At 39.3% G+C, this 23,171-nt stretch carries 20 protein-coding genes; 5 read left to right on the top strand and 15 right to left on the bottom strand.

Annotated features, from left to right (window positions below; translation table 11 throughout):
- Positions 1–205 precede the first annotated feature (205 nt).
- Together G6R02_RS07860 and G6R02_RS07855 are read left to right on the top strand one after the other, a co-directional pair.
- On the top strand, positions 206–355 hold the full coding sequence (locus G6R02_RS07860; RefSeq protein WP_017186665.1) for a hypothetical protein: 150 nt from the start codon (positions 206–208) through the stop codon (positions 353–355).
- A 1-nt stretch (position 356) separates the two neighbouring features.
- Positions 357–1,670, top strand: coding sequence for an ISL3 family transposase (locus G6R02_RS07855; RefSeq protein ID WP_164668679.1), 1,314 nt, complete (start codon positions 357–359; stop codon positions 1,668–1,670).
- An 86-nt stretch (positions 1,671–1,756) separates the two neighbouring features.
- On the opposite strand, the gene G6R02_RS07850 is transcribed toward G6R02_RS07855, so the two are convergent.
- The 4 genes from G6R02_RS07850 to G6R02_RS07835 all read right to left on the bottom strand — a co-directional run bounded on the left by G6R02_RS07850 (position 1,757) and on the right by G6R02_RS07835 (position 7,612).
- Entirely contained in the window at positions 1,757–2,482 is a 726-nt protein-coding gene (locus tag G6R02_RS07850; RefSeq protein WP_164668678.1) for a hypothetical protein, read from the bottom strand.
- Between the two features lie 1,089 nt (positions 2,483–3,571).
- Positions 3,572–5,119 carry an acyl-CoA carboxylase subunit beta gene (locus G6R02_RS07845; RefSeq protein WP_164668677.1) on the bottom strand — a complete coding sequence of 516 codons (1,548 nt, stop codon included), beginning with the start codon at positions 5,117–5,119 and terminating at the stop codon, positions 3,572–3,574.
- Complete coding sequence (gene mce / locus G6R02_RS07840) at positions 5,119–5,946, bottom strand: methylmalonyl-CoA epimerase (RefSeq protein WP_164668676.1); 828 nt, start codon at positions 5,944–5,946, stop codon at positions 5,119–5,121. The genes G6R02_RS07845 and mce overlap by 1 nt, the downstream gene beginning before the upstream one ends.
- 13 nt (positions 5,947–5,959) lie before the next feature.
- Positions 5,960–7,612 carry an acyl-CoA mutase large subunit family protein gene (locus tag G6R02_RS07835; RefSeq protein WP_164668675.1) on the bottom strand — a complete coding sequence of 551 codons (1,653 nt, stop codon included), beginning with the start codon at positions 7,610–7,612 and terminating at the stop codon, positions 5,960–5,962.
- A 110-nt stretch (positions 7,613–7,722) separates the two neighbouring features.
- Here G6R02_RS07835 and prli42 point away from each other — a divergent pair, with 110 nt between their 5' ends.
- Positions 7,723–7,860 carry a stressosome-associated protein Prli42 gene (gene prli42, locus G6R02_RS20060; protein ID WP_246202531.1) on the top strand — a complete coding sequence of 46 codons (138 nt, stop codon included), beginning with the start codon at positions 7,723–7,725 and terminating at the stop codon, positions 7,858–7,860.
- A 20-nt stretch (positions 7,861–7,880) separates the two neighbouring features.
- On the opposite strand, the gene G6R02_RS07825 is transcribed toward prli42, so the two are convergent.
- The 10 genes from G6R02_RS07825 to G6R02_RS07780 form a co-directional block, all read right to left on the bottom strand.
- Positions 7,881–8,867, bottom strand: coding sequence for an aromatic acid exporter family protein (locus tag G6R02_RS07825; RefSeq protein ID WP_164668674.1), 987 nt, complete (start codon positions 8,865–8,867; stop codon positions 7,881–7,883).
- A gap of 100 nt (positions 8,868–8,967) precedes the next feature.
- A complete protein-coding gene (locus G6R02_RS07820) occupies positions 8,968–9,399 on the bottom strand; it encodes a BrxA/BrxB family bacilliredoxin (protein WP_164668673.1) in 432 nt (143 codons plus the stop codon).
- A 90-nt stretch (positions 9,400–9,489) separates the two neighbouring features.
- A complete protein-coding gene (locus G6R02_RS07815; protein ID WP_164668672.1) occupies positions 9,490–10,755 on the bottom strand; it encodes a dihydrolipoamide acetyltransferase family protein in 1,266 nt (421 codons plus the stop codon).
- 41 nt (positions 10,756–10,796) lie between these two features.
- Positions 10,797–11,780: an alpha-ketoacid dehydrogenase subunit beta gene (locus G6R02_RS07810; RefSeq protein ID WP_164668671.1), complete on the bottom strand. Its 984-nt coding sequence runs from the start codon at positions 11,778–11,780 to the stop codon at positions 10,797–10,799.
- Between the two features lie 15 nt (positions 11,781–11,795).
- On the bottom strand, positions 11,796–12,788 hold the full coding sequence (locus G6R02_RS07805) for a thiamine pyrophosphate-dependent dehydrogenase E1 component subunit alpha (protein ID WP_164668670.1): 993 nt from the start codon (positions 12,786–12,788) through the stop codon (positions 11,796–11,798).
- Between the two features lie 21 nt (positions 12,789–12,809).
- Positions 12,810–14,231: a dihydrolipoyl dehydrogenase gene (lpdA, locus tag G6R02_RS07800; protein ID WP_164668669.1), complete on the bottom strand. Its 1,422-nt coding sequence runs from the start codon at positions 14,229–14,231 to the stop codon at positions 12,810–12,812.
- Between the two features lie 19 nt (positions 14,232–14,250).
- Complete coding sequence (buk, locus tag G6R02_RS07795; RefSeq protein WP_164668668.1) at positions 14,251–15,336, bottom strand: butyrate kinase; 1,086 nt, start codon at positions 15,334–15,336, stop codon at positions 14,251–14,253.
- Between the two features lie 33 nt (positions 15,337–15,369).
- The gene (gene bcd, locus G6R02_RS07790; RefSeq protein WP_164668667.1) at positions 15,370–16,464 is read right to left on the bottom strand and encodes a branched-chain amino acid dehydrogenase; all 1,095 of its coding nucleotides are present in this window, start codon (positions 16,462–16,464) and stop codon (positions 15,370–15,372) included.
- A 13-nt stretch (positions 16,465–16,477) separates the two neighbouring features.
- Positions 16,478–17,380, bottom strand: a complete 903-nt coding sequence (yqiS, locus tag G6R02_RS07785; protein WP_164668666.1) for a phosphate butyryltransferase — start codon at positions 17,378–17,380, stop codon at positions 16,478–16,480.
- A gap of 105 nt (positions 17,381–17,485) precedes the next feature.
- On the bottom strand, positions 17,486–19,555 hold the full coding sequence (locus G6R02_RS07780) for a sigma 54-interacting transcriptional regulator (RefSeq protein WP_164668665.1): 2,070 nt from the start codon (positions 19,553–19,555) through the stop codon (positions 17,486–17,488).
- 141 nt (positions 19,556–19,696) lie between these two features.
- Here G6R02_RS07780 and G6R02_RS07775 point away from each other — a divergent pair, with 141 nt between their 5' ends.
- Both G6R02_RS07775 and G6R02_RS07770 read left to right on the top strand, forming a co-directional pair.
- Positions 19,697–19,924 (top strand): DUF2627 domain-containing protein, encoded by a 228-nt coding sequence (locus G6R02_RS07775; protein ID WP_164668664.1) that lies wholly within the window; start codon positions 19,697–19,699, stop codon positions 19,922–19,924.
- Between the two features lie 58 nt (positions 19,925–19,982).
- The gene (locus tag G6R02_RS07770) at positions 19,983–21,332 is read left to right on the top strand and encodes an aspartate kinase (protein ID WP_164668663.1); all 1,350 of its coding nucleotides are present in this window, start codon (positions 19,983–19,985) and stop codon (positions 21,330–21,332) included.
- 840 nt (positions 21,333–22,172) lie between these two features.
- On the opposite strand, the gene spo0A is transcribed toward G6R02_RS07770, so the two are convergent.
- Entirely contained in the window at positions 22,173–22,952 is a 780-nt protein-coding gene (spo0A, locus tag G6R02_RS07765; protein WP_164668662.1) for a sporulation transcription factor Spo0A, read from the bottom strand.
- Between the last annotated feature and the right edge of the window lie 219 nt (positions 22,953–23,171).

Here is a 23,171-nt window from a genome sequence, read left to right as displayed (position 1 = left end):
TTATCGGTAAATGTACTTGGTTTTCCGGAATGAACAAACACCAATAATGCAGAGTCGGAGCTTATTATTTCGGGTCTTCGGAATATATAGTGGAAAACCCAGTTTAATAGTTTAACAACAATTTAATCATAAATCGGATTATTTAGTGGAATATCATTATCCTTTATTGGTATAATTAACCTATCAAATGATAGGAGTGATGGTAATGAGAGAGTTTAAGTTTCGTGCTTGGATAAATTTGTACTCACATTGGCATATGACAAATGAAGTACAATATGTGGATGATAAGACACTTGAATGCAATTTAAAAATTATTGGTAATATCTATCAAAATCCAGAGTTGGTTCAGGTGTAATATGAACGACTTATTATTCCTCCCAGATCTTACAGCAATCGAACCACCACAAGAGAATGAAACCGATATGATGTTTAAAGTGGAAGCAATCTATCCTCCAGAACGTTGTCCAGAATGTGGTTTTGACAAGTTATATAAGCACAGCTCACGAAAACAATTGATTATGGATTTGCCTATTCGTTTAAAGCGAGTTGGCTTACAATTGAACCGTAGACGTTATAAGTGTCGTGAGTGTGACTCGACCTTTTGGGAACGTCTTATATCCATTGACGAAAAGCGTAGTATGACCAGAAGGCTGTTAGAATCCATTGAAGAGCAATCAATGTCTAAGACCTTTGTAGAAGTCGCAGAAAGCGTTGGTGTTGACGAGAAGACCGTTAGGAACGTCTTTAAGGACTATGCGGCATTTAAAGAAAGAGAATACCAATTTGAGACTCCTAAATGGCTTGGGATAGATGAAATACACATCATTCGTAAACCTCGTCTGGTACTTACCAACGTCGAACGGAGAACTATCTATGACATCAAAAAGGATCGTAACAAGGATATAGTCATTAAACGCCTTTTAGAGATTGAAGATAGGTCTTATATCGAATACGTCACAATGGATATGTGGAAACCTTACAAAGATGCAGTGAATATCGTCCTTCCACACGCTAAAGTGGTGGTAGATAAGTTTCATGTAGTCCGTATGGCAAATCAAGCCTTGGATAGTGTTAGGAAATCTTTAAGAACTAATATGACACCAAAAGGAAGAAGAACACTTATGCGTGATAGGTTTATACTTCTCAAACGCAGGCACGATCTAATCGACCGTGAATTGCTACTTTTAGAAACTTGGCTTGGAAATATTCCTGATTTGAAGGAAGCCTATGAACTCAAAGAAGAATTCTATAAGATATGGGATACGCCAAGTTCACAAGAAGGAGAAAAACGATATATAAATTGGCGTCAGCGTTGTGTATCCAGTAATGTTAAAGATGCTTATAAAGACCTTGTTAGAGCCGTAGACAATTGGAATGAAGAAATATTCAATCACTTTGATAAAAGACTTACTAACGCATATACAGAGTCTATAAATAGCATTATACGTCATGTTGAACGACTGGGAAAAGGATATTCTTTCGATTCTTTAAGGGCAAAAATTTTATTCAACGAAAAGCTTCATAAAAAGCGGAAACCTCGTTTTAATAAAAATGCTTTTTACGATGCTTTACCAAATATGTTTGACCACGTTACAGATCACAACGTTTCAGATAACTTTGGTATCGACTTCACCACATTTATTAAGGAGTTGGAAAAGGGAGAGCTATAAGTTCCGTTCCACCATAAATCCGAAAATCCAAGAAAAAAGCACCCTATATAAATTTCAGGGTGCTAGAAATATTATGTTACTGAACATTATTTATTAATAATTTGTACTTGCTCATGTTTATGGACATAATCTTTTGGTAAAGGAAGTTGACCATTCTCGTCCATTTTGTACTCTTTACCTTGAATTATAAATATAGTATTTTCATCATGTCCAAACTTTCTCCAGTCCTTCTCTTTCATTCCTCTACTCTCAAGATCAACTTCATGAATAACACCAGAAGGATCGATCCTATATCTTGTCGGTTTATTATTTATAGTGAAAGGCTCTTCGGTATTGATTCCCAATCTATTAAATCCTTCTAGTACTTCACTAGCTTCTCTTGCAGTATACATAATATTAATTCTTCCAGTCTCTGCAAACGTCTGTAAATGAGTTAAAAATTGCCTGTTTTTCTCTAGATGGACACGTTTCTCATCACTAATTTGATTATCGTAATGTAGTGTTTGAACGTAACTTGAATTTGAATCATTATTAAATTGATAGTTTATCAATCCATAATCTGTATCCACACTGTATACTTTGTTTTCTTCAATAGTTAAATTGTAATTTCTGTCAACCTGTAACCGTGGTGAAATAGATTTATCATTGTATTTCACTTTATTAGTTTTGGGATTATATATTTCTACATTCTTATTAGAATGAACACCATCAGTTCTCTCTACTGATTGTGAAACTGTGTTACGGAAATTTTGTTGTTGGACATTACTTTTATCAAAATAATTATTTAGTAATCTTTGAATACTAGAGACCATTTGACCTTTTCAAACCTCACTTCATCTCTATTTTATAATCTAAAGTAATCTTTGGAGTTAAAGTATAGGTAGCAGTTACACTTACAACTACAACAAATATAATAGTCATTATAAAGCTATAAGTAATATCCCTCCTTAAAAAGATATTATTTTTAATATCGGAAAAAATCCCATTAATTTAATAGATATAATGCACTATTTTTTATTTAATTTTTATTCAAATTTTCAATTTATATTTAGATTCGCACTAATTATACATTGCATTAGGTATTGCAACAGAAGGCTTTTGAACTAAAACTTTACTATAACTATATGAGTAGATGAATAGAAAAGTAAATTAAATGCTTTTTTTATAGTTTTTTAACTTCTAAAGTATATTGGATATTTTTTTCATAATTCATCTATAACGAAAGAGCATCTTTATGGAATTTAGTTAACTTTGGTATTCGTTTTTCCATATTTCTAAAGAAATTGAAGAAGGGTGAATTATAAGCCCTTTTCCACTATATATTCCGAAGACCCATTATTTCCATTCGGGCATATGACCCAGTAGCGGAGCTTTTCCGACCTCCACCTTGTGGATACGCAGGACGAAGGAATGTATGGATTAAATCCCGTGATATGTGGGAGGGTGAGCGACCATAAGTAATGTGGAGAAATGAAGCATGGTTATCACATGTTTTTACCAAATACTACCAATTTGGTCGTTAGGATGGATTGATTCACGTTAGAATATTCTGTATTCCAATACTGAAAAATCCTCCCCCAAAACATTCTCAAAAAGATGTTTAAGAAATTCTAAGAAATCAAAAGCATTTTAGAGATATTCGAACTTTATTGAGGGAGGAAATACACGGAGACTCCTGTGGGAGGAAAGGCCTAGGTGAGACCACTGAGTGCGTAAGCACGAAGAGGGCTCATCAGCCGCCCACGGCTAAGAAGACACTGCGAAAACTCACTTTTTGAGCAGATGTCGCCTTGGTACCCGGAGGCGTGAAAGCGAAGTGTATTTCCGCAGCGGCGGACTAACACTCATATAAAGTTACGTCGTAGTTTATATCTTTTGTGCCAATGTAAAAAAACAGTTTATTACAATGGAATATTCCCATGTTTTTTCTTCGGTCGGTCTTCCTGTTTGTTATAGAGCATCTCTAAAGCCTGAATTAGTTTAATCCTCGTGTTTCTTGGGTCAATTACATCATCAACCATCCCAAGTCCGGCTGCTACATACGGATTTGCAAATTTCTCACGGTATGTATCTATCTTTTCCTGACGCGTTTGTTCCGGATTATCGCTTTCAGCAATTTCTTTGGCAAAAATAATGTTAGCAGCACCATCAGGTCCCATCACTGCAATTTCTGCATTAGGCCATGCGTACACAAGATCCGCGCCTATTGATTTACTGTTTAATGCAACATACGCACCACCATATGCTTTACGTGTTATTACCGTAATTTTTGGAACGGTTGCTTCGGAGTACGCATAAAGGATTTTTGCCCCATGCCGTATAATTCCGCCATGTTCCTGTTTAACACCAGGGAAGAACCCGGTTACATCCTCAAATGTTATTAATGCAATATTAAAAGCGTCACAAAATCGGATAAACCGCGCTGCCTTGTCACTGGAATCGATATCAAGACCGCCTGCAAGGTACTTCGGCTGGTTGCAGACAAGTCCAACAGTTTGTCCATTAATGCGGGCAAATCCGGTTACAATATTTTTGGCAAATCCTTCATGAATTTCATAAAAACTATCCGGATCAACAACCTGTTCAATTACCTTTTTTACATCGTACGGCCGTGTTGCACTGAATGGAACAATATCAGTTAATTCCGGTCGTGTTTCATCATTTAGTTTAAACTCCTTCAATGGTGCTTTTTCCTGACTATTAGCAGGCAAATAACCGATGAGGTTTCTTACCGCATCCAATGCCTCTTCTTCACTTTCTGATTTAATATGCGCGTTACCACTTTTTGTATTATGGACCTGCGCACCACCAAGCTCTTCTGATGAAATTTCTTCACCGGTAACCGTTTTAATAACTTTTGGACCGGTAATAAACATTTGTGACGTTTTTTCCACCATGATTACAAAATCAGTTATTGCCGGTGAATATACTGCTCCGCCTGCACTCGGACCCATAATAACGGAAATTTGCGGAATAACACCCGAATAAATGGAATTCCGGTAAAAGACTTGTCCGTAACCGTCCAGTGATGAAACACCCTCCTGGATTCGTGCGCCACCCGAATCATTAAGTCCGATAAATGGCACACCGCTTTTTGCAGCAAGGTCCATAACCGCTGCAATTTTTTTACCGTGCATTTCTCCAAGTGCACCACCGTATACGGTGAAATCCTGAGCAAATAAATAGATTGCTCGTCCATCTATTTTTCCGTAACCAGTGACGACCCCTTCACCATTTGCTGTGGAATTATTCATGCCAAAGTCAGTTTCGCGGTGTTCAATAAACGGATTCAGTTCGACAAAAGTACCTTCATCTAGTAAGTAATCGATGCGTTCCCTTGCTGTAAGCTTTCCTTTCGCATGCTGTTTTTCTATTCGTTCATCGCCACCGCCAAGTTCTACTTGTCTGCGTTTATCATAAAGTTCATTAATTTTATCAAATATATCCATTACTCTTTTTCACTTCCCTTTGGATGCTGACATATTTCGAAAAGTACGCCATTTGCAGCTTTTGGATGTATGAATGCAATCCTGCTGTCATGTGCCCCTTGTTTTGGTTCATCATTCACCAGACGAATGCCTTCCGTTTTCATCATACTCAGCCGCTCGTCGATATCATCCACTTCCAAGGCAATATGGTGAATACCTTCTCCATTTTTGTTAATAAATTGATGGATAGCTGAAGCGTCATTTAGCGGTTCAAGTAACTCAATCCGTGATTCACCTATTTTTATGAAGGCAACTTTGACCCCTTCCGAATCAACGGCTTCAACACCTTCCAATTCAAGTCCAAGTGTATCCGTGTAAAAAGCTAGAACCTCATCAATACTATTGACAGCAATTCCAATGTGTGCAACTTTTTTCGGTGGATTAACTGATGCTGATTCCGGCTTAATCAAACGTTTAATATAATTTGCCAATGCTTCTGTTGATGAGCCGCTTGTAAATATTTTATTTACACCGCTTTCCAGCAGAAAAGGGATATCCTCTGCGGGAATAACTCCTCCCCCAACAACCGGAATATCACTTGCATTGCGGTCTTTCAGTGCCTGAATAACTTTTGGAAATAATGTTTTATGTGCACCGGACAAGGACGATAACCCGATGACATCGACATCTTCCTGTACCGCTGCCTGTGCTATTTGAACCGGTGACTGTCGTAATCCGGTATAAATTACTTCCATTCCATGATCACGCAACGCTTGAGCAATAACCAATGCTCCACGATCGTGCCCATCCAGCCCAGGCTTTGCAATTAAAACGCGTATTTTCTCCATCTGACTCTCCCCTTTATGCTCCTGTATATTCCCCGAATTCATCCCGCAGGACATTACAAATCTCCCCGACAGATGCATATACCTTTACTGCCTCTAATATATACGGAATTAAATTCGAATCTGGTTGCTTAGACTGCTCCCTTAATGCAGTCAATGCTTTTTCAACTGCTTTCTGATCGCGCTCATTACGAACAGTTTCCAATGACTCTATCTGTGCCTGCTCCAACGCCTCATCTACTTTTAATAAGTCAGGATTTACCTCTTCCTCAAGCTTAAATTTATTTAACCCGACAATAATTTCCTCTTCGTTTTCAATATTTTTCTGCGTTTCATATGCATTTTGCTGAATTTCACGTTGCATAAATCCTTCTTCAACTGCCTGAACTGCCCCACCGATTTCACGAATTCGTTCAAGATAAGACTCAACTTCCGCTTCAATACTATCTGTCAGCTCTTCCACATAGTATGAACCGCCTAAAGGATCAACTGTATCCGCCACACCGCTTTCATGGGCGATAATTTGCTGTGTTCTAAGTGCAATACGTGCGGATTCTTCAGTAGGCAGTGACAACGCCTCATCCCGTGAATTGGTATGCAGACTTTGTGTTCCTCCAAGAACCGCAGCAAGCGCTTGCATTGTAACACGAACTACATTATTATCCGGCTGCTGGGCAGTAAGGGTTGATCCTCCTGTTTGCGTATGGAAACGTAACTTCCAGCTTTTTGGATCTTTCGCATTGTAGTGCTCTTTCATGATTTTTGCCCAAATTCGTCTGGCAGCACGGAATTTAGCAACCTCTTCAAAAAAATTATTATGTGCATTGAAGAAAAATGCAAGTCTGGGTGCAAATGCATCGATATCCAGGCCTGACTCCAGAGCAGCATCTACATAAGCAATACCGTCTGCGATGGTGAACGCTGCCTCTTGTACAGCGGTTGAACCAGCTTCACGGATATGATAACCGGAAATACTGATTGTATTAAACTTCGGAACATTCTGCTGACAGTATTCAAAAATATTTGTAATAAGCCGCATCGATGGCTTAGGTGGGAAAATGTATGTACCCCGGGCAATGTACTCTTTTAAAATATCATTTTGAATAGTGCCGGTCAGTTTTTCTAGTGGTACTCCCTGCTTTTCCCCGACTGCAATATACATACAGAGCAAAACGGATGCAGGTGCATTGATTGTCATTGAAGTGCTTACTTTATCCAATGGTATCTGATCAAGCAATTGCTCCATATCTTTTAACGAATCAATAGCAACTCCTACTTTACCAACTTCTCCTTCTGCCATTGGATCGTCGGAGTCATATCCAATCTGCGTTGGCAGGTCAAAAGCTACCGAGAGTCCTGTCTGCCCCTGTTCAAGTAAATAGCGAAATCGTTTATTCGTTTCTTCAGCTGAACCAAACCCGGCATATTGGCGCATGGTCCAAAACCGGCTGCGGTACATCGTCGGCTGAATTCCACGTGTATACGGATAAACCCCCGGATAGCCAAGCTTCTCCTCATAATCCTGGTCATTTTCAGGGTGGTACATTCGCTCAACTTCAATGTTGGACGAAGTAGTAAATAGTTTCTTTCGTTCAGGAAAACGATCCGTTGTTTTCCTGACAGCGTTTTCCCAGCTTTCCTGTTTGGACTGAAACTTTTCATCGCTCATATTAACAGTTACCCCCATTTAAAAATTATTATTTTTATATATTTGACTTGTCCAATCCCGTATTTAACGATAAAATACAAATAGGATACGGGATTGAAGGAGGATTAAAATTGGCTAAAAAACAGGCAAACGTACAAGCACCGAGAAGAAAGTCAAAACGTGAGCGCAGAATGAAAATTGTAATTTATATCATGATTATAGCAATGGTTCTATCGACATTAACAATGGGCCTGTCAATGTTTATATAACAAATAGGTTTAGACTGGGATTAGGCTTTTCCAGTCTTTTTTTTATTTGTCCGTTCATTCACATCACTTGCTTTGAATTTCTTCTTCAAAATTAAATAATCCTCAATTTCATGTAACAGACGAAAAAGATTTGCCCGTGTTTCAAATTCCTCCTGCGTTTTAGGCAATTCTTCCTTATCAAATGTTTTTCTTAATTCTTCTAATTCGTCCAAATAAATAATCGCTGTGTTGCCAGGGTGGACATTGTCAGATAAGTCTTCAAAAAAATCGGCAATTTGCATAGAAATCGAATCCGTATTTGGCAACTTACTTACTAATGGAAGCATTTTTTGAAGCAAATCAAACTGTTTTCTTCGCATGGTAAAATAATCATAATACGGGTGCTTGCTTCGTAATAGATGGTTTTCCTTATCCAATGATACCAAATTTGAAGCTTCTTGTAACAATTGTTCACAATTTGATAATTCCTTACCGGCCCATTTATCGTTTCTATCACGTATGTATAAAGCAATTTCATGCAGGATAACCTGAAAATTTTCTTCCAATTTATTTTGTTTTTCTTTTAATTGGTTTTCCAGACTTGGCATGTACAGATTAACGAGCAGGGCAATCCCCACACCAACTACAATCAAGATAAACTGTTCCGTTAGAAAAGTGAGTGAAATGCCTTCAGCACTATATAAATTCAGTATGATAACAGAGCTCGTTGCAATGCCGGGTGTTATTTTTAATAATACAGTTGTCGGGATGAAGCATAGAAGCATCAAACCAATTACTATCGGACTGTAACCGATCATCTCGAAAAATACAATCGAGAATATACTGGCAATGATACATGCCAAAAAACGATGCCATGCACTCATTACGGACCGTTTTCTGGAAGGCTGGATACAAAGAATGGTTAAAATACCGGCAGAAACAAAATTAGTCACACCTAAAACCTGAGCAATTGAAATAGAAATGGGAGTTCCTATTGCTGTTTTGATTGTTCGAGAGCCAATTTTCACGAATAATTCTCCCTTACTGTATGTAAATAAGCGAATACTTCTAACCTAAAATGAGGCTGACTCCTATGCGTTGAGACAGCCTCATCCATACTAATGTATATTATATTTCTTCACAATGCTCATCAAATACATGTTGAAGCTTGCCTATTACATCCACTGAGCTGTACCCTTCTATGTCACTGCGCTCCAGCATGGTAACAATCTTTCCATCCTTTAAGAGAGCAAATGACGGTGATGAAGGCGGATATCCTTCAAAGTATTCTCTGGCCTTTTCAGTAGCTTCACGATCTTGTCCTGCAAAAACAGTTACCAAATGATCCGGTCTTTTATCATAATGAATCGCATTTGCTGCAGCAGGTCGTGCAACTCCGCCTGCACAGCCGCAAGTCGAATTGATCATTACTAATGTTGACCCGTCACGTTTCATAGCATCGTCAACTAACTCCGGAGTAGTAAGCTCCTCATATCCTGCTTCCTTTATATCCTTGCGCGCTGCATCCACAACGTCGTTCATAAATAGGTTGAAATCCATCTTAATTTCCATCCCCTTTATAAGTATTTGATTAACTAACTATAATCAGCTTATCAATTTTATTCTGAGATTTCAATTAAGAACATCTGTCTAGTATAGGCTTGTTGTATCTTTATTAATGTTTTCCAAAATTTCCTTGACTCTGGCTAAAAATTGTCCGCAAACAAGACCATCCAATATTCGATGATCTAAAGACAGTGACAGATTAACCATATCACGCGCAGCAAACATATTATCGACAATAACAGGCCGTTTAACAATTGATTCTACCTGCAATATCGCTGCCTGTGGGTGATTAATAACTCCCATAGAATTAATCGAACCAAATGAACCTGTGTTATTAACGGTGAATGTTCCACCTTTCATGTCATCTGATGTAAGTTTTCCGGAACGCGCCTTCATGGCAAGGTCATGAATATCTTTAGCGATTCCTTTAATACTTTTATCATCAGCATGTTTGATTACAGGGACAAAAAGCTCCTGATCTTTAGCAACCGCAATGGATAAATTGATGTCCTTGCGCTGAATTATTTTGTCCTCAGCCCAAGTACTGTTCAGCTGCGGGTACTCTTTCAAGGCTTGAGCAACTGCTTTTACAAAGAATGAGAAGAATGTCAGGCTAAAACCTTCATTTTGTTTAAATTCGTTTTTAACCTGATTTCGGTACGTAACCAGATCAGTAACATCAACCTCAACTGTCATCCATGCATGCGGAATTTCCTGTTTGGAACGAACCATGTTTTGGGCAATTGCTTTTCTTACACCGGTAACAGGGATTTCAATGTCACCTGCCTGTGATGTTTGCTGTGGAGCAGGAGCTGGTTGACTCGATTGTTGTTTTTCAGATTGTGGTTCGCCAACTGGACTCTTTGTCGCAGATGCTTTTGGAACTTCGCCGGAAGCAATAATTTTTTCAATGTCTTTTCTCGTAATTCTTCCTCCACGGCCAGATCCATCTACCTGCTCAAGGTCGATATCATTTTCCTGAGCCATCCGTAAGACAGCAGGAGAATAGCGTTTTTTCATCGACTTGTCTTCAGAGGAATCATTTTTAACTTTTTCCTGCATTTCACTGCTTTCCTCAGGTTGGGAAGATCCGCCGGCGGTTGAACTTCCCTCTGTATCGATATAACAGATTAGCCCTCCAACCTCTATTGTATCTCCTTCCTGTGCCGCAAGTTCCTTAATGACACCTGTGAATGATGATGGAACTTCAGCGTTTACTTTATCGGTCATGACTTCCGCAATTGGATCGTATTTATTAACCTTGTCACCAGGTTTTACAAGCCAGGAACTGATTGTGCCTTCTGTTACACTTTCACCCAGCTGTGGCATATTAATTTTTTCTGTCGCCATCACAAGTCCCTCCTTTTTCTATTAAGATCACCATCAGACTTTTAGAATTCTGCTAAATCACGAATTGCTTTTTCCACTTTATCCGGATTTATCATAAAGTATTTTTCCATTGTTGGTGCAAACGGCATTGCCGGGATATCAGGTCCTGCCAGCCGTTGTACAGGGGAATCCAGATCGAACAGGCAATTTTCTGCAATAATCGCTGCAACTTCGCCAATAATGCTGCCTTCTTTGTTATCCTCTGTGATTAATAATACTTTTCCAGTCTTTTTGGCAGCTTCAATTATTGCTTCCTTGTCTAGCGGGTATACTGTTCTAAGGTCGAGAATATGTGTGTCAATTCCCTCTTCCTCAAGCTTTTCAGCTGCCTGCTGTGCAAAATGAACAGCCAACCCGTAAGTAATAACCGTCACATCTGACCCTTCTCTTTTTACGTCTGCCTTACCAATTGGCAGAACATAATCATCTTCAGGTACATCACCTTTTAACAAACGGTATGCACGTTTATGTTCAAAAAATAATACCGGATCATTATCACGAATAGATGCCTTCAGTAACCCTTTGGCATCATAAGGTGTTGATGGCATGACAATCTTCAGGCCGGGCTGATTTGCAAATACTGCTTCAACCGATTGTGAATGATATAAAGCACCATGAACACCACCGCCGTATGGTGCGCGGATTGTCATAGGAACATTCCAGTCATTATTTGAACGGTAACGCATTTTTGCTGCTTCCGAAATAATTTGGTTAACGGCAGGCATAATAAAATCTGCAAATTGCATTTCAGCAACGGGGCGCATACCATACATGGCAGCACCAATTCCTACACCTGCAATAGCAGATTCCGCGAGCGGTGTATCAAGTACCCGATATTCACCGAATTCATCATATAATCCTTTGGTAGCACCGAATACGCCACCTTTTTTTCCAACATCTTCCCCTAAAATAAATACTTTTTCATCACGTTGCATTTCTTCTTTTAATGCAGCTGTAACTGCTTGAATATATGACATAACTGGCATAATGTATTTCCCTCCCTACTCTTCATATACATATTTTAAGGCAGATTCAGCTTCTGCGTATGGCGCGTTTTCCGCGTAGTCTGTTGCTTCATTAACAATCTCACCAATTTCACCATTTATTTCTTTATCCATTTCATCTGTAAGAATTCCAGCCTCTTTTAAATATGCGGCAAAGGTAATAATTGAATCTTTTTTCTTTGCTTCCTCAACTTCCGAGCTTTCACGATATTGCCGGTCGTCATCATCACTTGAGTGTGCAGTGAAACGATATGATACTGCTTCAATCAATGTTGGACCCTCACCACTTGCTGCGCGGTCTCTCGCTTCTTTAACAGCCTCATAAACAGCTAACGGATCATTTCCATCTATTGTATAACCTGGCATGCCATATCCCTCGGAACGGTCGGACACATTTTCACCGGCAATTTGTTTTTCCAGTGGAACAGAAATGGCATATTTATTATTTTCCACCATTGTAATTACGGGTAAGTTATGAACACCTGCAAAATTTAACCCTTCATGAAAATCACCCTGATTGGATGAGCCTTCCCCTAAGGTAACGAGCGACACAAGGTTTTTCTTTTCCATTTTGGCAGCCAATGCTACACCAACAGCATGTGGAAGCTGTGTTGTCACTGGTGAAGACTGACTCAAAATCCGATTTTTCTTTTGGCCGAAATGACTCGGCATTTGCCGACCACCTGAATTTGGATCTTCTGCTTTTGCGAAAGCTGAAAGCATCAGCTCTTTTGGAGTCATACCAAATGCAAGCACCACTCCCATATCCCGGTAATATGGCGCGACATAATCTTCCTCGCGGTTAAGTGCAAATGATGCTCCCACTTGTGCAGCCTCCTGCCCTTGACAGGAAATAACAAAAGGAATTTTTCCAGCACGGTTAAGAAGCCACATTCTTTCATCCAATTTCCGGGCTAAAAGCATCGTTTTATACATTTCAATTGCCTGTTCATCCGTTAATCCTAACGATTCATGGCGATTTTTTGCCATTAACATTCCCTCCCTTTAAAATTATCCGTGTATTTGTTTTCCATCTACAGCTAATGCCGCTTCACCCATTACTTCTGAAAGTGTCGGGTGCGGGTGAATACTGTCTGCCACTTCCCATGCTGCTGCATCAAGTACTTTAGCAAGTCCCGCTTCTGAAATCATATCTGTTACATGCGGGCCTATCATATGAACCCCCAGTAAATCTTCGTTGTTTTTATCGGCAATTATTTTAACAAATCCTTCAGAATCACCATGAACAAGCGCCTTTCCAATTGCCTTGAATGGAAACTTCCCAACCTTAATTTCCAACCCTTGCTCTTTTGCCTGTTTTTCAGTCAGTCCAACACTGGCAATTTCCGGATTCGAATAAATACATGTTGGAACATGATCATAATCGATTGGCAATGGTTCCTTATCAGCCATGTGTTCAACAGCAACAATTCCTTCATGTGAGGCAACATGGGCCAGTTGCATGCCGCCAATGACGTCGCCGATAGCATAAATATGTGTTTCTTTCGTTTGATAATGTTTATTCGTTTGAATAACGCCCTTTTCAACTACAATATCTGTGTTCTCAAGTCCGATATTGGTTGTATTTGCTTCCCGTCCGACAGATACAAGCATTTTATCGGCATTAAAGATTTCAGTTTCTCCATTTATTTCAGCATTAATTGTTACGCCGTTATCCTTATTAAGTGTGTCAGACAATACTTTTGCACCCTTGACAAACGTAATCCCTTTCTTTTTCAACAGTTTTTCGGCTTCTTTGGCAATTGCTTCATCTTCTGTCGGCAGGATCTGATCAAGATATTCAATAACCGTAACTTTAACTCCAAAATCAGCTAACATCGATGCCCACTCAATCCCGATAACGCCACCTCCAACTACTATTATGGAGGAAGGTAGCGTTTCCATTTGTAAAGCTTCGTCGGAAGTCATTACATAAACACCATCAATTTCCAGACCAGGAAGAGATTTTGGCTTGGAACCCGTTGCAACCAAAACATTTTTAGGTACGATCATCGTATTTTCATCGCCATTTTCATATTCAATTGAAATTGTACCTGGCATTGGTGAGAAAATACTTGGACCAAGGATTCGTCCATACCCTTCATACACATCAATCTTTCCTTTTTTCATTAGGCCCTGAACACCTTGGTGAAGTTGTTTAACGATACCGTTTTTTCGTTCCTGAACTTTTATGAAATTTAATGTAGTATCCTTCGTTTCCACACCATAACTACTGGCTTCTTTTGTTTGTTTATATACTTCTGCACTCCTCAATAGTGCCTTTGACGGGATACAGCCACGGTGCAGACATGTTCCGCCAAGGTCAGCACTTTCCACAACGGCAACCTGCATTCCCAGCTGTGACGCCCGAATTGCAGCAACATAGCCTCCTGTTCCTCCTCCCAGAACAACAAGATCGTAATCTTTTGCCATTAGATCAACACTCCTTTATCTAGTTATCAGGATATATTTTAGCCGCTTCTTCTTCTCTAAGCACCCGTAAAGTACCTTCGTTAAGGGCTTGTAACTCATTTTCTCCCGGATAAGTAATTATATCTGCAATCCAATTTACACGGTCCGATATCATTTCAACAAACGACTTACCATATGCAAGACCACCCGTTAAAACAATTGCATCGACATTCCCTTCGAGTACAATACTCATAGATCCAATTTCTTTAGCAATCTGGTATGCCATGGCATCGTATATAAAGGAAGCGTACGCATCACCACGTTCAATCTGATTCTCCACTTCGACAGCATTATTTGTTTTTAAATAAGCTGTCAATCCGCCATTACCAACTAACTTTTTCATTACTTCATCCCGATAAAATTGTCCTGAGAAACACATGGAGACCAGATCACCGGCCGGTACAGTTCCTGCTCGTTCAGGAGAAAATGGTCCATCCCCATGCAGCCCATTGTTCACATCAATTACTTTCCCGCCTTTGTGGGCACCAATTGTGATTCCGCCACCCATGTGTGTAACAATCAAGTTCGCATTGTTATAGGATTTTCCCATATCCAGTGCTGCCCTCCTTGCCACAGCTTTTTGATTCAAAGCATGAAAAATACTTTTTCTGGGGATTTCAGGAACACCGGATACCCTTGCTGTTTCATGGAGCTCGTCAACTACAACAGGATCGACAATAAATGAAGGGATATTCAGCCCATTTGCAATTTCATTCGCAATGATGCCTCCAAGGTTGGAAGCATGCTCACCATTATAGCCCATTCGCAAATCTTCAAGCATTGACTCATTAACTTCGTAAGTCCCGCCTTCAATCGGGCGCAGGAGGCCGCCGCGGCCAACAACAGCATTCAATTTTGAAATATTTATCCCTTCATAATCAAGCTGTTCCAATATTACTCTCTTACGAAAATCATATTGATCAATGATACGACCAAAATGCCCAATTTCATCAGCATTATGACGAATCGTTTTTTCAAAAACACAATTATCATTATCGAATACGCCAATTTTCGTTGATGTTGATCCAGGGTTGATAACTAATATTCTAAATAGCTGATGTGACATCCGATTTACCTCCATAATTATGACAGCTGTGTCTTAGCGTCTGCTCAGAATATGGTGCCCATTAAGTAAAAATTGGTTGCGTGATGTTTTCAATGAATTAATCCGCTCCTCAGCCATGCGGTCTGCAGCGACGTATGCAGGAATGTTATCGCGTCTTGAAATATCGAAAACTTTGATTAAGTTATCATAAATGGTTTCAACCTTTTTCATTGCCCGTTTCTCATTGTATCCATTCAATTCATCAGCAACATTAATAACTCCACCAGAATTAATCACATAGTCAGGTGCGTAGACGATTCCTTTTTCATGGATAATATCACCGTGTTTTGAAGACTTGAGCTGATTGTTTGCTGAACCGGCAATAACTTTTGCTTTCAGTTGCGGTATTGTATCATCATTAATGGTTGCCCCGAGCGCACAAGGTGCATATATGTCACAATCCACACTATATATGTCATCTGGACCGACTGCTTCTGCTCCAAAGGCATCTACCGCACGCTTCACCGCATCCTGATTAATGTCCGTAACAATTAAATTAGCTCCCTCTTCATGTAAATGTTCACACAGTTTATAAGCCACATTGCCGACACCCTGAACTGCGACGGTCTTGCCCTCCAGTGAGTCATTACCATATGCCTCCATTGTTGCAGCCTTCATTCCAATGTAAATACCATACGCTGTCACTGGTGACGGATTGCCGGATGAACCGGACTCAGGAGATATCCCCGTAACAAAGTCTGTTTCCATGTGAATCAGATCCATATCTTCAACCGTTGTGCCTACATCCTCTGCGGTAATATACCGACCATTAAGGCTCTGAATATACCGGCCAAATGCACGGAACATTTCCGGATTTTTATCTTTTTTAGGGTCACCGATAATAACTGTTTTACCGCCACCAAGGTTTAATCCTGCGGCTGCATTTTTATATGTCATGCCCTTAGCAAGGCGTAAAGCATCTTCAATAGCATCTTCTTCCGAGTCATATGTCCACATTCTTGTTCCGCCTAGTGCTGGTCCGAGGGTTGTATCATGAATTGCGATAATTGCTTTTAATCCTGAATTTTTATCCTGACAAAACACTAATTGCTCATAATCATATTTTTCCATATAACTAAAAATTTCCATTTCTCTATTCCTCCTAAAAAGTTTTGGATGATAATAATGCAAGCGATAAAGAATATAATTTATTCTCACTTGAGTCTGCACGGGAAGTTAACACAATAGGTGCTTTTGCTCCACTGATAACGGCGGCAACTTTTGCATTGGCAAAATAAATAAAAGATTTATACAGCATGTTGCCCGACTCAATAGTTGGCACCATTAAAATATCCGCATTCCCTGCTACCTCAGAATGGATATTTTTTTGTTTGGCAGCTTTTTGTGATACTGCATTATCAAATGCCAGTGGTCCATCAATTAAACAACCTGTGATTTGACCTCTTCTCTGCATTTGTGTGATTGTTGCAGCATCAACGGTTGCCTGCATAGCAGGGTTGACATTCTCAACTGCTGCCAAAACAGCTACCTTTGGATCGTTGATATTTATCCCTTCAGCAACTTGTACAGCATTATTTATTATTTCCACCTTTTCACTTAATGTTGGTGTCAGATTCATTGCAGCATCCGTTAAAAAAATAAGCCGATCCTGATTCGGTATTTGGAATAATGCAACATGCGACAGTACGCTTTCTGAACGCAAGCCATATTCCTTATTCAATACGGCTGTTAAGAGAGCTTTTGTTGAAACATTTCCTTTCATAAGTATATGCGCACTATTTTCATGGACGGCTTTTACTGCCGCTGCTGCATAATTACTCTCGACATGTTCCACAGTTATTTCGTCTGCATTTAAGTCAAAATCGATTGATTTGGCAGTTGCTGTTATTTCCTGTTCATTTCCAAACAACAGGAAAGAACATAAATTTTCCTCAACTGCCTCTTTAACTGCATGAAGCACCCCTTCGTCTGCTGCATTGGCAACTGAAACAATTTGATTATTTTCTGCTTTTGCCTGATCTCGCAATACCTGTAGTGTATTCATGAGTTGCCTCCCATCATCCCATAGATATCCATGCAAAAACCGTGCCAATTCCTAATCGTTGAAAGCGCTTTATTATGCGTGTTGGTTAATGAAATATGTTGCATATTATGAAAAATTTTGCATGTTATTTTTTTCAATTTTATGCTTTTCAAGTTTATAATACAAATTTCGTATAGACACATTTAATGCTTTTGCGGTTTTCGTTTTGTTAAAGTCATTATCCTTATAAACTTTGCTTATATATTGTTTCTCATAATTATCAATTGCGCTTTGTAAACTTTCATATGATGTAAAGCCGTCTTCCAAGCTCTGATTTTTTGCGGCAGCAATAAGATTAGGGATATGTTCTCTTTTAATTACCTCTTCATTCATGTCCATGTAAATCATTGCTCGTCCGATTACATTTTCCAACTCCCGGACGTTTCCCGGCCAATGATAGCTTTTTAAATACTCAATCGCATCCTGTTCAATTGTTTTAACATTTCTTCCATAATCCTGATTTGTTTTGGATATAAGATGATGAACCAGATCAGGCAAATCATCACCTCGTTCCTTAAGGGAAGAAATATATATCGGCAGGCGATTCAAACGGTAATACAGATCTTCCCGAAATGTTTTGTTCATTATTGCTTTCTCAAGGTTGACATTTGTTGCTGTAATTACGCGAACATCTATTGTGATCGGGTCGGTTCCACCCACACGGACTATCTCATGCTCCTGCAGCACTCGCAGCAGTTTTGCCTGCATATGAAGGGATAGCTCACCAATTTCATCAAGAAAAATACTTCCCGTGTTTGCTTCCTCAAACAACCCTTTTTTACCACCTCGTTTTGCGCCCGAGAATGCACCTTCCTCATACCCGAATAATTCACTTTCCAATATAGATTCTGCGATTGCAGCACAATTAACCCGGATAAATTTATTGTGCTTACGGTCACTTTCATTATGAATGGCATGGGCAAATAATTCTTTTCCTGTTCCCGATTCTCCCCTTAAAAGAACTGTTGCAGGCGTTTTCGCACCTACTTTAGCCTGCTCCAAAGCTATCCTCATTTCAGCTGAAGGCCCAATAATGTCATCAAACGTATACTTTGCCTCCAGATTCCGAATAATTTGACGTGCCCGCTTCAGTTCACTGGTGAGCGTCTGTATTTCAGAAACATCATGCAGTACACCAACACTTCCTCTGATTTTTCCATCCACAATTACAGGTGCAACATTTACCAGTACATCTCTTTTTGCCGGTCCTACCTTCATACGAACCCCTCGAACACCACGTCGTGTTTGCAGCACCTTCATATGCATACTTTCGCCTTCGGATATATCGGCAGTCGCCGGTTTACCAACAATATCTGCCTCTTTCAGTCCGGTTATCCTTGTGTATGCTGGATTTATCATAATGCCAATTCCATTTTCATCTACCACAGTTATTGCTTCATCTGATGACTGAATTATTGCCTCGAGCATCGTTTTTATTTCTTTAAGGTCAGTATTCTCTTCAGCCAGGTTCACTACTTCGGTAATGTCTTTAAATACAGCAAAGGCGCCAATCAGTCTGTCCTGTGCATTTATTATTGGAATTCGGGTTGTAATGACTTTTTTGCCATTTTCCAATACAAGCTTTTGATTTACTTCTCTTCTTCTGCTTCGTAACACGTGCGGCAGCCTTGTACCGGCAATAACGTTTTTTATATCATGACCCATGAATTTTTCCTCGGGTATTCCGACGATCCTGGCAGCACTTTTATTCACGAATTGAACAATTTCCTGATTATTGATAACTATCATACCATCACGGATGTTGCTGAGAATCAGTTCCTGGTTATTCGTCTGAAGTTTTAACCGTTCCAGGAGAGATTCCTTTTCTTCAAACAGCTCAGAAATTATGTATGCAACGGTTCCAGGGATGACTACTGTCTTACCATTTCTTCTTTCCAGTAAATTTTCCAGAACTTTTTCATCACCAGTCGCCTCGATAATGATATCAACATCGTTATCAATCCAGTTTTCCCAATTATCATCGGTAGGAATCCCATAATTTTGTGCTGCCTTTAACCCTTCTGCAGATCTGTTTGTATCCACCACCCCAATAATTTCCATACGGTCTGTATTATACAATATTTCCAGCAACGCACTGCCGCCCTTACCGGCACCAACTATTAGAACCCGTTTCATATAGATACCACCTTGCAATTTATTGCACACTTTTATCATACGTTATCCTGCATTTTTAAGCAAATTTTGATTAATTCCTATTTCTTTTAAAATTTGCTATACTATTAAAAGATTTATTTCATCATTAAAAGGGGAAAAAACATGATTCGCATCGTAGCAGTATTAATATTACTTATACCCGGCCTTGTATCTGCATATGGGATTAAACTTATGCGTGACACGTTATTTGACGAATATAACCCGATATTTCATCACCTAGGAATTCAGTTTGCACTCGGCTTTATCTTGTTTTTAGGCGGAATTGCCTTTATCGGGGGTTTTATCGTCCATCGGGATCGCAAGCGCCAGCAAAACAGAAAAAAGAAGTAAAGTAAAACAGGAATTTTTGAGAAATTATTCAAGTAGATGGAAAATTGGAGCGATGAGAATGAATGTAGTAAAATTCGGAGGAAGTTCTGTAGCGAACGGCAATCAAATCAAAAAAATCGGAGCAATTATTCAAGGTGAGCCAGAGAGAAAATTTGTAGTCGTTTCTGCTCCAGGTAAAAGATATAAAAATGATTTAAAAATGACAGATCTTCTAATTGAAACAGGTGAGCTTGCTTTTCAAAATAAACGTTATACAGAGAAATTGGATTTAGTATTGGATCGCTTCTCGGAAATTGTAAAGGAACTTAACATTTCAACGACTATCCTCGATGATATAAAGAACTCCATACAATCAATAATCAATAGTGATGATGAATCCAGGGGTTTAAAAATGGATGCATTAAAATCAATCGGCGAAGACAGCTGTGCAAAGGTTGTCAGTGAATATCTGAAGACATTAGGATTAAATGCACACTACGTAAACCCTAAGGATGCAGGAATCATTGTCAGCAATGAACCCGGCCATGCACAAATACTGCCTGACAGTTTTTCGAAACTTTACGGGCTTAGGCAACGAGAAGGGATAATTGTTATACCGGGATTTTTCGGTTTCACAAAGAATAACCGACTGATCACTTTTTCCAGAGGCGGATCTGATATTACCGGATCCCTGGTAGCAGCTGGTGTAAAAGCAGATTTATATGAGAATTTTACCGATGTCGATTCTGTTTATTCCGTTAACCCTGCAATTGTCGAGAATCCCAGAGAAATCAAAACATTAACTTATAAGGAAATGCGTGAATTGTCATATGCCGGATTTTCCGTATTCCATGATGAAGCGTTAATCCCTGCTTTTCAACAAAAAATACCGGTATGTATTAAAAATACGAACAACCCCAAAGCCTCTGGAACAATGATTGTTGCCAATAAGAAACCAAGTAAAAAATGTGTAGTTGGAATTGCAAGTGATGCGGGTTTTTCAAGTTTATATGTAAGTAAGTATTTAATGAACCGCGAGCTGGGGTTCGGACGGAAACTTCTGCAAATATTGGAGGAGGAATCCATTTCATTTGAACATGCTCCATCAGGAATCGATGACATGTCAGTAATAATTCGTGATACGCAACTAACTGCATCGAAGGAAGAAGCAATTAAAAACCGTATCAAAAAAGAGTTACAGCCCGACATGATAATGTTCAACCGGAATCTTGCAATGATAATGATTGTTGGTGAAGGTATAATGAGTACGGTTGGGATAGCACAAAAAGCAACGACTGCACTCACCGATGCAAATGTAAATATAGAAATGATAAACCAGGGGTCATCCGATGTATCAATGATGTTCGGTATCCAGTCGGAAGGATTGAATCGTGCAATACAATCCCTGTATAAAGTATTTTTTGAATAGGTTCTTAACTTGTTTTCACGTGGATTGTTGTGAATTATTTAAATGATGTTATTTTGTATAATTCAACTTTCGCAGTGTGAAATGGATACATAAGCCTTGAATGATTGTGGAAGGCTGGAGATACAATACTTGAGTTGATTTTGGATTAACAGCTATCGTTTGATTACGCATTTGATAGAAAATGCGCAGTAAACGCCGCGTATGATCTCCGCTGCGGGCAGTCGCTTTCACACCTCCGGGTACCAAGGCGACATCTGCTCAAAAAGTTCGTTTTCGCAGTGTCTTCTTAGCCGCGGGCAACGCTTCAGCCTCCTCGGAAGAAAACCACTTCCTGCGGGGTATTCAGCCGTTGGGACTGCGATTACTCGCCCCACCGAAAACCTTTTGCTTTTCCCGCAGGAGTCGACTGCCCTCCGCTCCAATCAAACGCTGGTAATGTGCAACATAGATGTTTGATATTCTATTACAATTAATATCAAAGTAAATGAAACTAAACCCAGCGTAGGAAATACATGCCCCTGCATCAGGGGTATGCCGACGTTGGCCGACAAGGCCGGTTTTAGTCGGCCTTCCTTCTTATGGGAGCAGAGGCCTAGATGAGACTCAGCAGCGACGAAGGAGCAAGGAGGCTCATCAGCCGCCCATGGAAAGCGTAGTGTATTTCCGCAGCGGTGATATAGCACTCCATATTTTTAAAAAAGTTACTGCGCATTATATATCTTTCTCTTCCAGAAACAGCTTTTTCCGCAGTATACATTTTGAGCTTACATTATTGGTACGAAAGTTGAGTAAATAAAAAATACTGTATGCTGATATTCCAGCGTACAGTATTTTTACTTTTTAGCTTGCTTTATGCTCAAGCCTAAGCCGATCTGCAACCATTGCAATAAACTCGCTATTGGTCGGTTTTGCTTTGGAAATACTAACAGTGTAACCAAACAACTGTGAAATTGATTCGATGTTCCCACGGCTCCACGCTACTTCTATCGCGTGACGAATAGCACGTTCAACCCTTGATGCAGTAGTATTAAACTTTTTGGCGATATCAGGATAAAGTACCTTTGTAATCGATCCCAAAAGTTCAATATCATTATAAACCATCGTAATTGCTTCTCTTAAATACATATAACCTTTAATATGTGCAGGAATTCCAATTTCATGAATAATATTCGTTATACTCGCTTCAAGATCTTTCTTCTTGCGCTCTTTATTATTTGATTTCTTCGGACTTGCCTGTAATGTATTATTCCCTTGTACCTGGCGAATCTGATCAGCCAGATTGTCCAAATCAAATGGTTTTAAAATAAAATAGGATGCTCCTAAATCAACTGCTTTTTTCATAACCTCTTCCTGGCCAAAAGCAGTTAACATAATTACATTTGGATGATTGTTCCGTTCCATTCCACGAAGTGTATTTAATACGCCAAGACCATCAACATGTGGCATGATAATGTCCAAAACAAGTACATCCGGTTCCATTTCATCAAGCATTTCAAGGCAATCTTTACCGTTATACGCTACCCCGATAACTTCAATATCCTGTTGGCCTTCAAAATACTCCTCCATTAACTGAACAAGTTCCCTGTTGTCATCAACTAAACAAACTGAAATTTTCTCCACTAAATATTTCCTCCTTTATGTATTCTTGTTCTTTTTATCCACGTAACTTATTCGACATAAGATTCAAATATCCTTCTTTTATAGAAAAAACTTTAAATTTTTTTCGATTTACTTTAATTTACGCTTATTTTCTCTTAATATCGATAACATTCGATAAAATATGACAAAAAGGAGTTAGTTTTGTCGAAAAATATATATAAATTATAACATAAGAAGTGA

The organism is Virgibacillus doumboii (genome assembly GCF_902806455.1).
Lineage (GTDB): Bacteria > Bacillota > Bacilli > Bacillales > Amphibacillaceae > Lentibacillus > Lentibacillus doumboii.
The sequence above is the reverse complement of the archived record's forward strand: the minus strand, read 5'-3'. Positions and strand labels throughout refer to the sequence as shown.

Excerpts from the sequence above, each read along its gene's own strand:
- G6R02_RS07860 (WP_017186665.1), top strand. The coding sequence starts at position 206 with ATGAGAGAGTTTAAGTTTCGTGCTTGGATAAATTTGTACTCACATTGG.
- G6R02_RS07855 (WP_164668679.1), top strand. The coding sequence starts at position 357 with ATGAACGACTTATTATTCCTCCCAGATCTTACAGCAATCGAACCACCA.
- G6R02_RS07850 (WP_164668678.1), bottom strand. The coding sequence starts at position 2,482 with ATGGTCTCTAGTATTCAAAGATTACTAAATAATTATTTTGATAAAAGT.
- G6R02_RS07845 (WP_164668677.1), bottom strand. The coding sequence starts at position 5,119 with ATGGATATATTTGATAAAATTAATGAACTTTATGATAAACGCAGACAA.
- mce (WP_164668676.1), bottom strand. The coding sequence starts at position 5,946 with ATGGAGAAAATACGCGTTTTAATTGCAAAGCCTGGGCTGGATGGGCAC.
- G6R02_RS07835 (WP_164668675.1), bottom strand. The coding sequence starts at position 7,612 with ATGAGCGATGAAAAGTTTCAGTCCAAACAGGAAAGCTGGGAAAACGCT.
- G6R02_RS07820 (WP_164668673.1), bottom strand. The coding sequence starts at position 9,399 with ATGGATTTCAACCTATTTATGAACGACGTTGTGGATGCAGCGCGCAAG.
- G6R02_RS07815 (WP_164668672.1), bottom strand. The coding sequence starts at position 10,755 with ATGGCGACAGAAAAAATTAATATGCCACAGCTGGGTGAAAGTGTAACA.
- G6R02_RS07810 (WP_164668671.1), bottom strand. The coding sequence starts at position 11,780 with ATGCCAGTTATGTCATATATTCAAGCAGTTACAGCTGCATTAAAAGAA.
- G6R02_RS07805 (WP_164668670.1), bottom strand. The coding sequence starts at position 12,788 with ATGGCAAAAAATCGCCATGAATCGTTAGGATTAACGGATGAACAGGCA.
- lpdA (WP_164668669.1), bottom strand. The coding sequence starts at position 14,231 with ATGGCAAAAGATTACGATCTTGTTGTTCTGGGAGGAGGAACAGGAGGC.
- buk (WP_164668668.1), bottom strand. The coding sequence starts at position 15,336 with ATGTCACATCAGCTATTTAGAATATTAGTTATCAACCCTGGATCAACA.
- bcd (WP_164668667.1), bottom strand. The coding sequence starts at position 16,464 with ATGGAAATTTTTAGTTATATGGAAAAATATGATTATGAGCAATTAGTG.
- yqiS (WP_164668666.1), bottom strand. The coding sequence starts at position 17,380 with ATGAATACACTACAGGTATTGCGAGATCAGGCAAAAGCAGAAAATAAT.
- G6R02_RS07780 (WP_164668665.1), bottom strand. The coding sequence starts at position 19,555 with ATGAAACGGGTTCTAATAGTTGGTGCCGGTAAGGGCGGCAGTGCGTTG.
- G6R02_RS07775 (WP_164668664.1), top strand. The coding sequence starts at position 19,697 with ATGATTCGCATCGTAGCAGTATTAATATTACTTATACCCGGCCTTGTA.
- G6R02_RS07770 (WP_164668663.1), top strand. The coding sequence starts at position 19,983 with ATGAATGTAGTAAAATTCGGAGGAAGTTCTGTAGCGAACGGCAATCAA.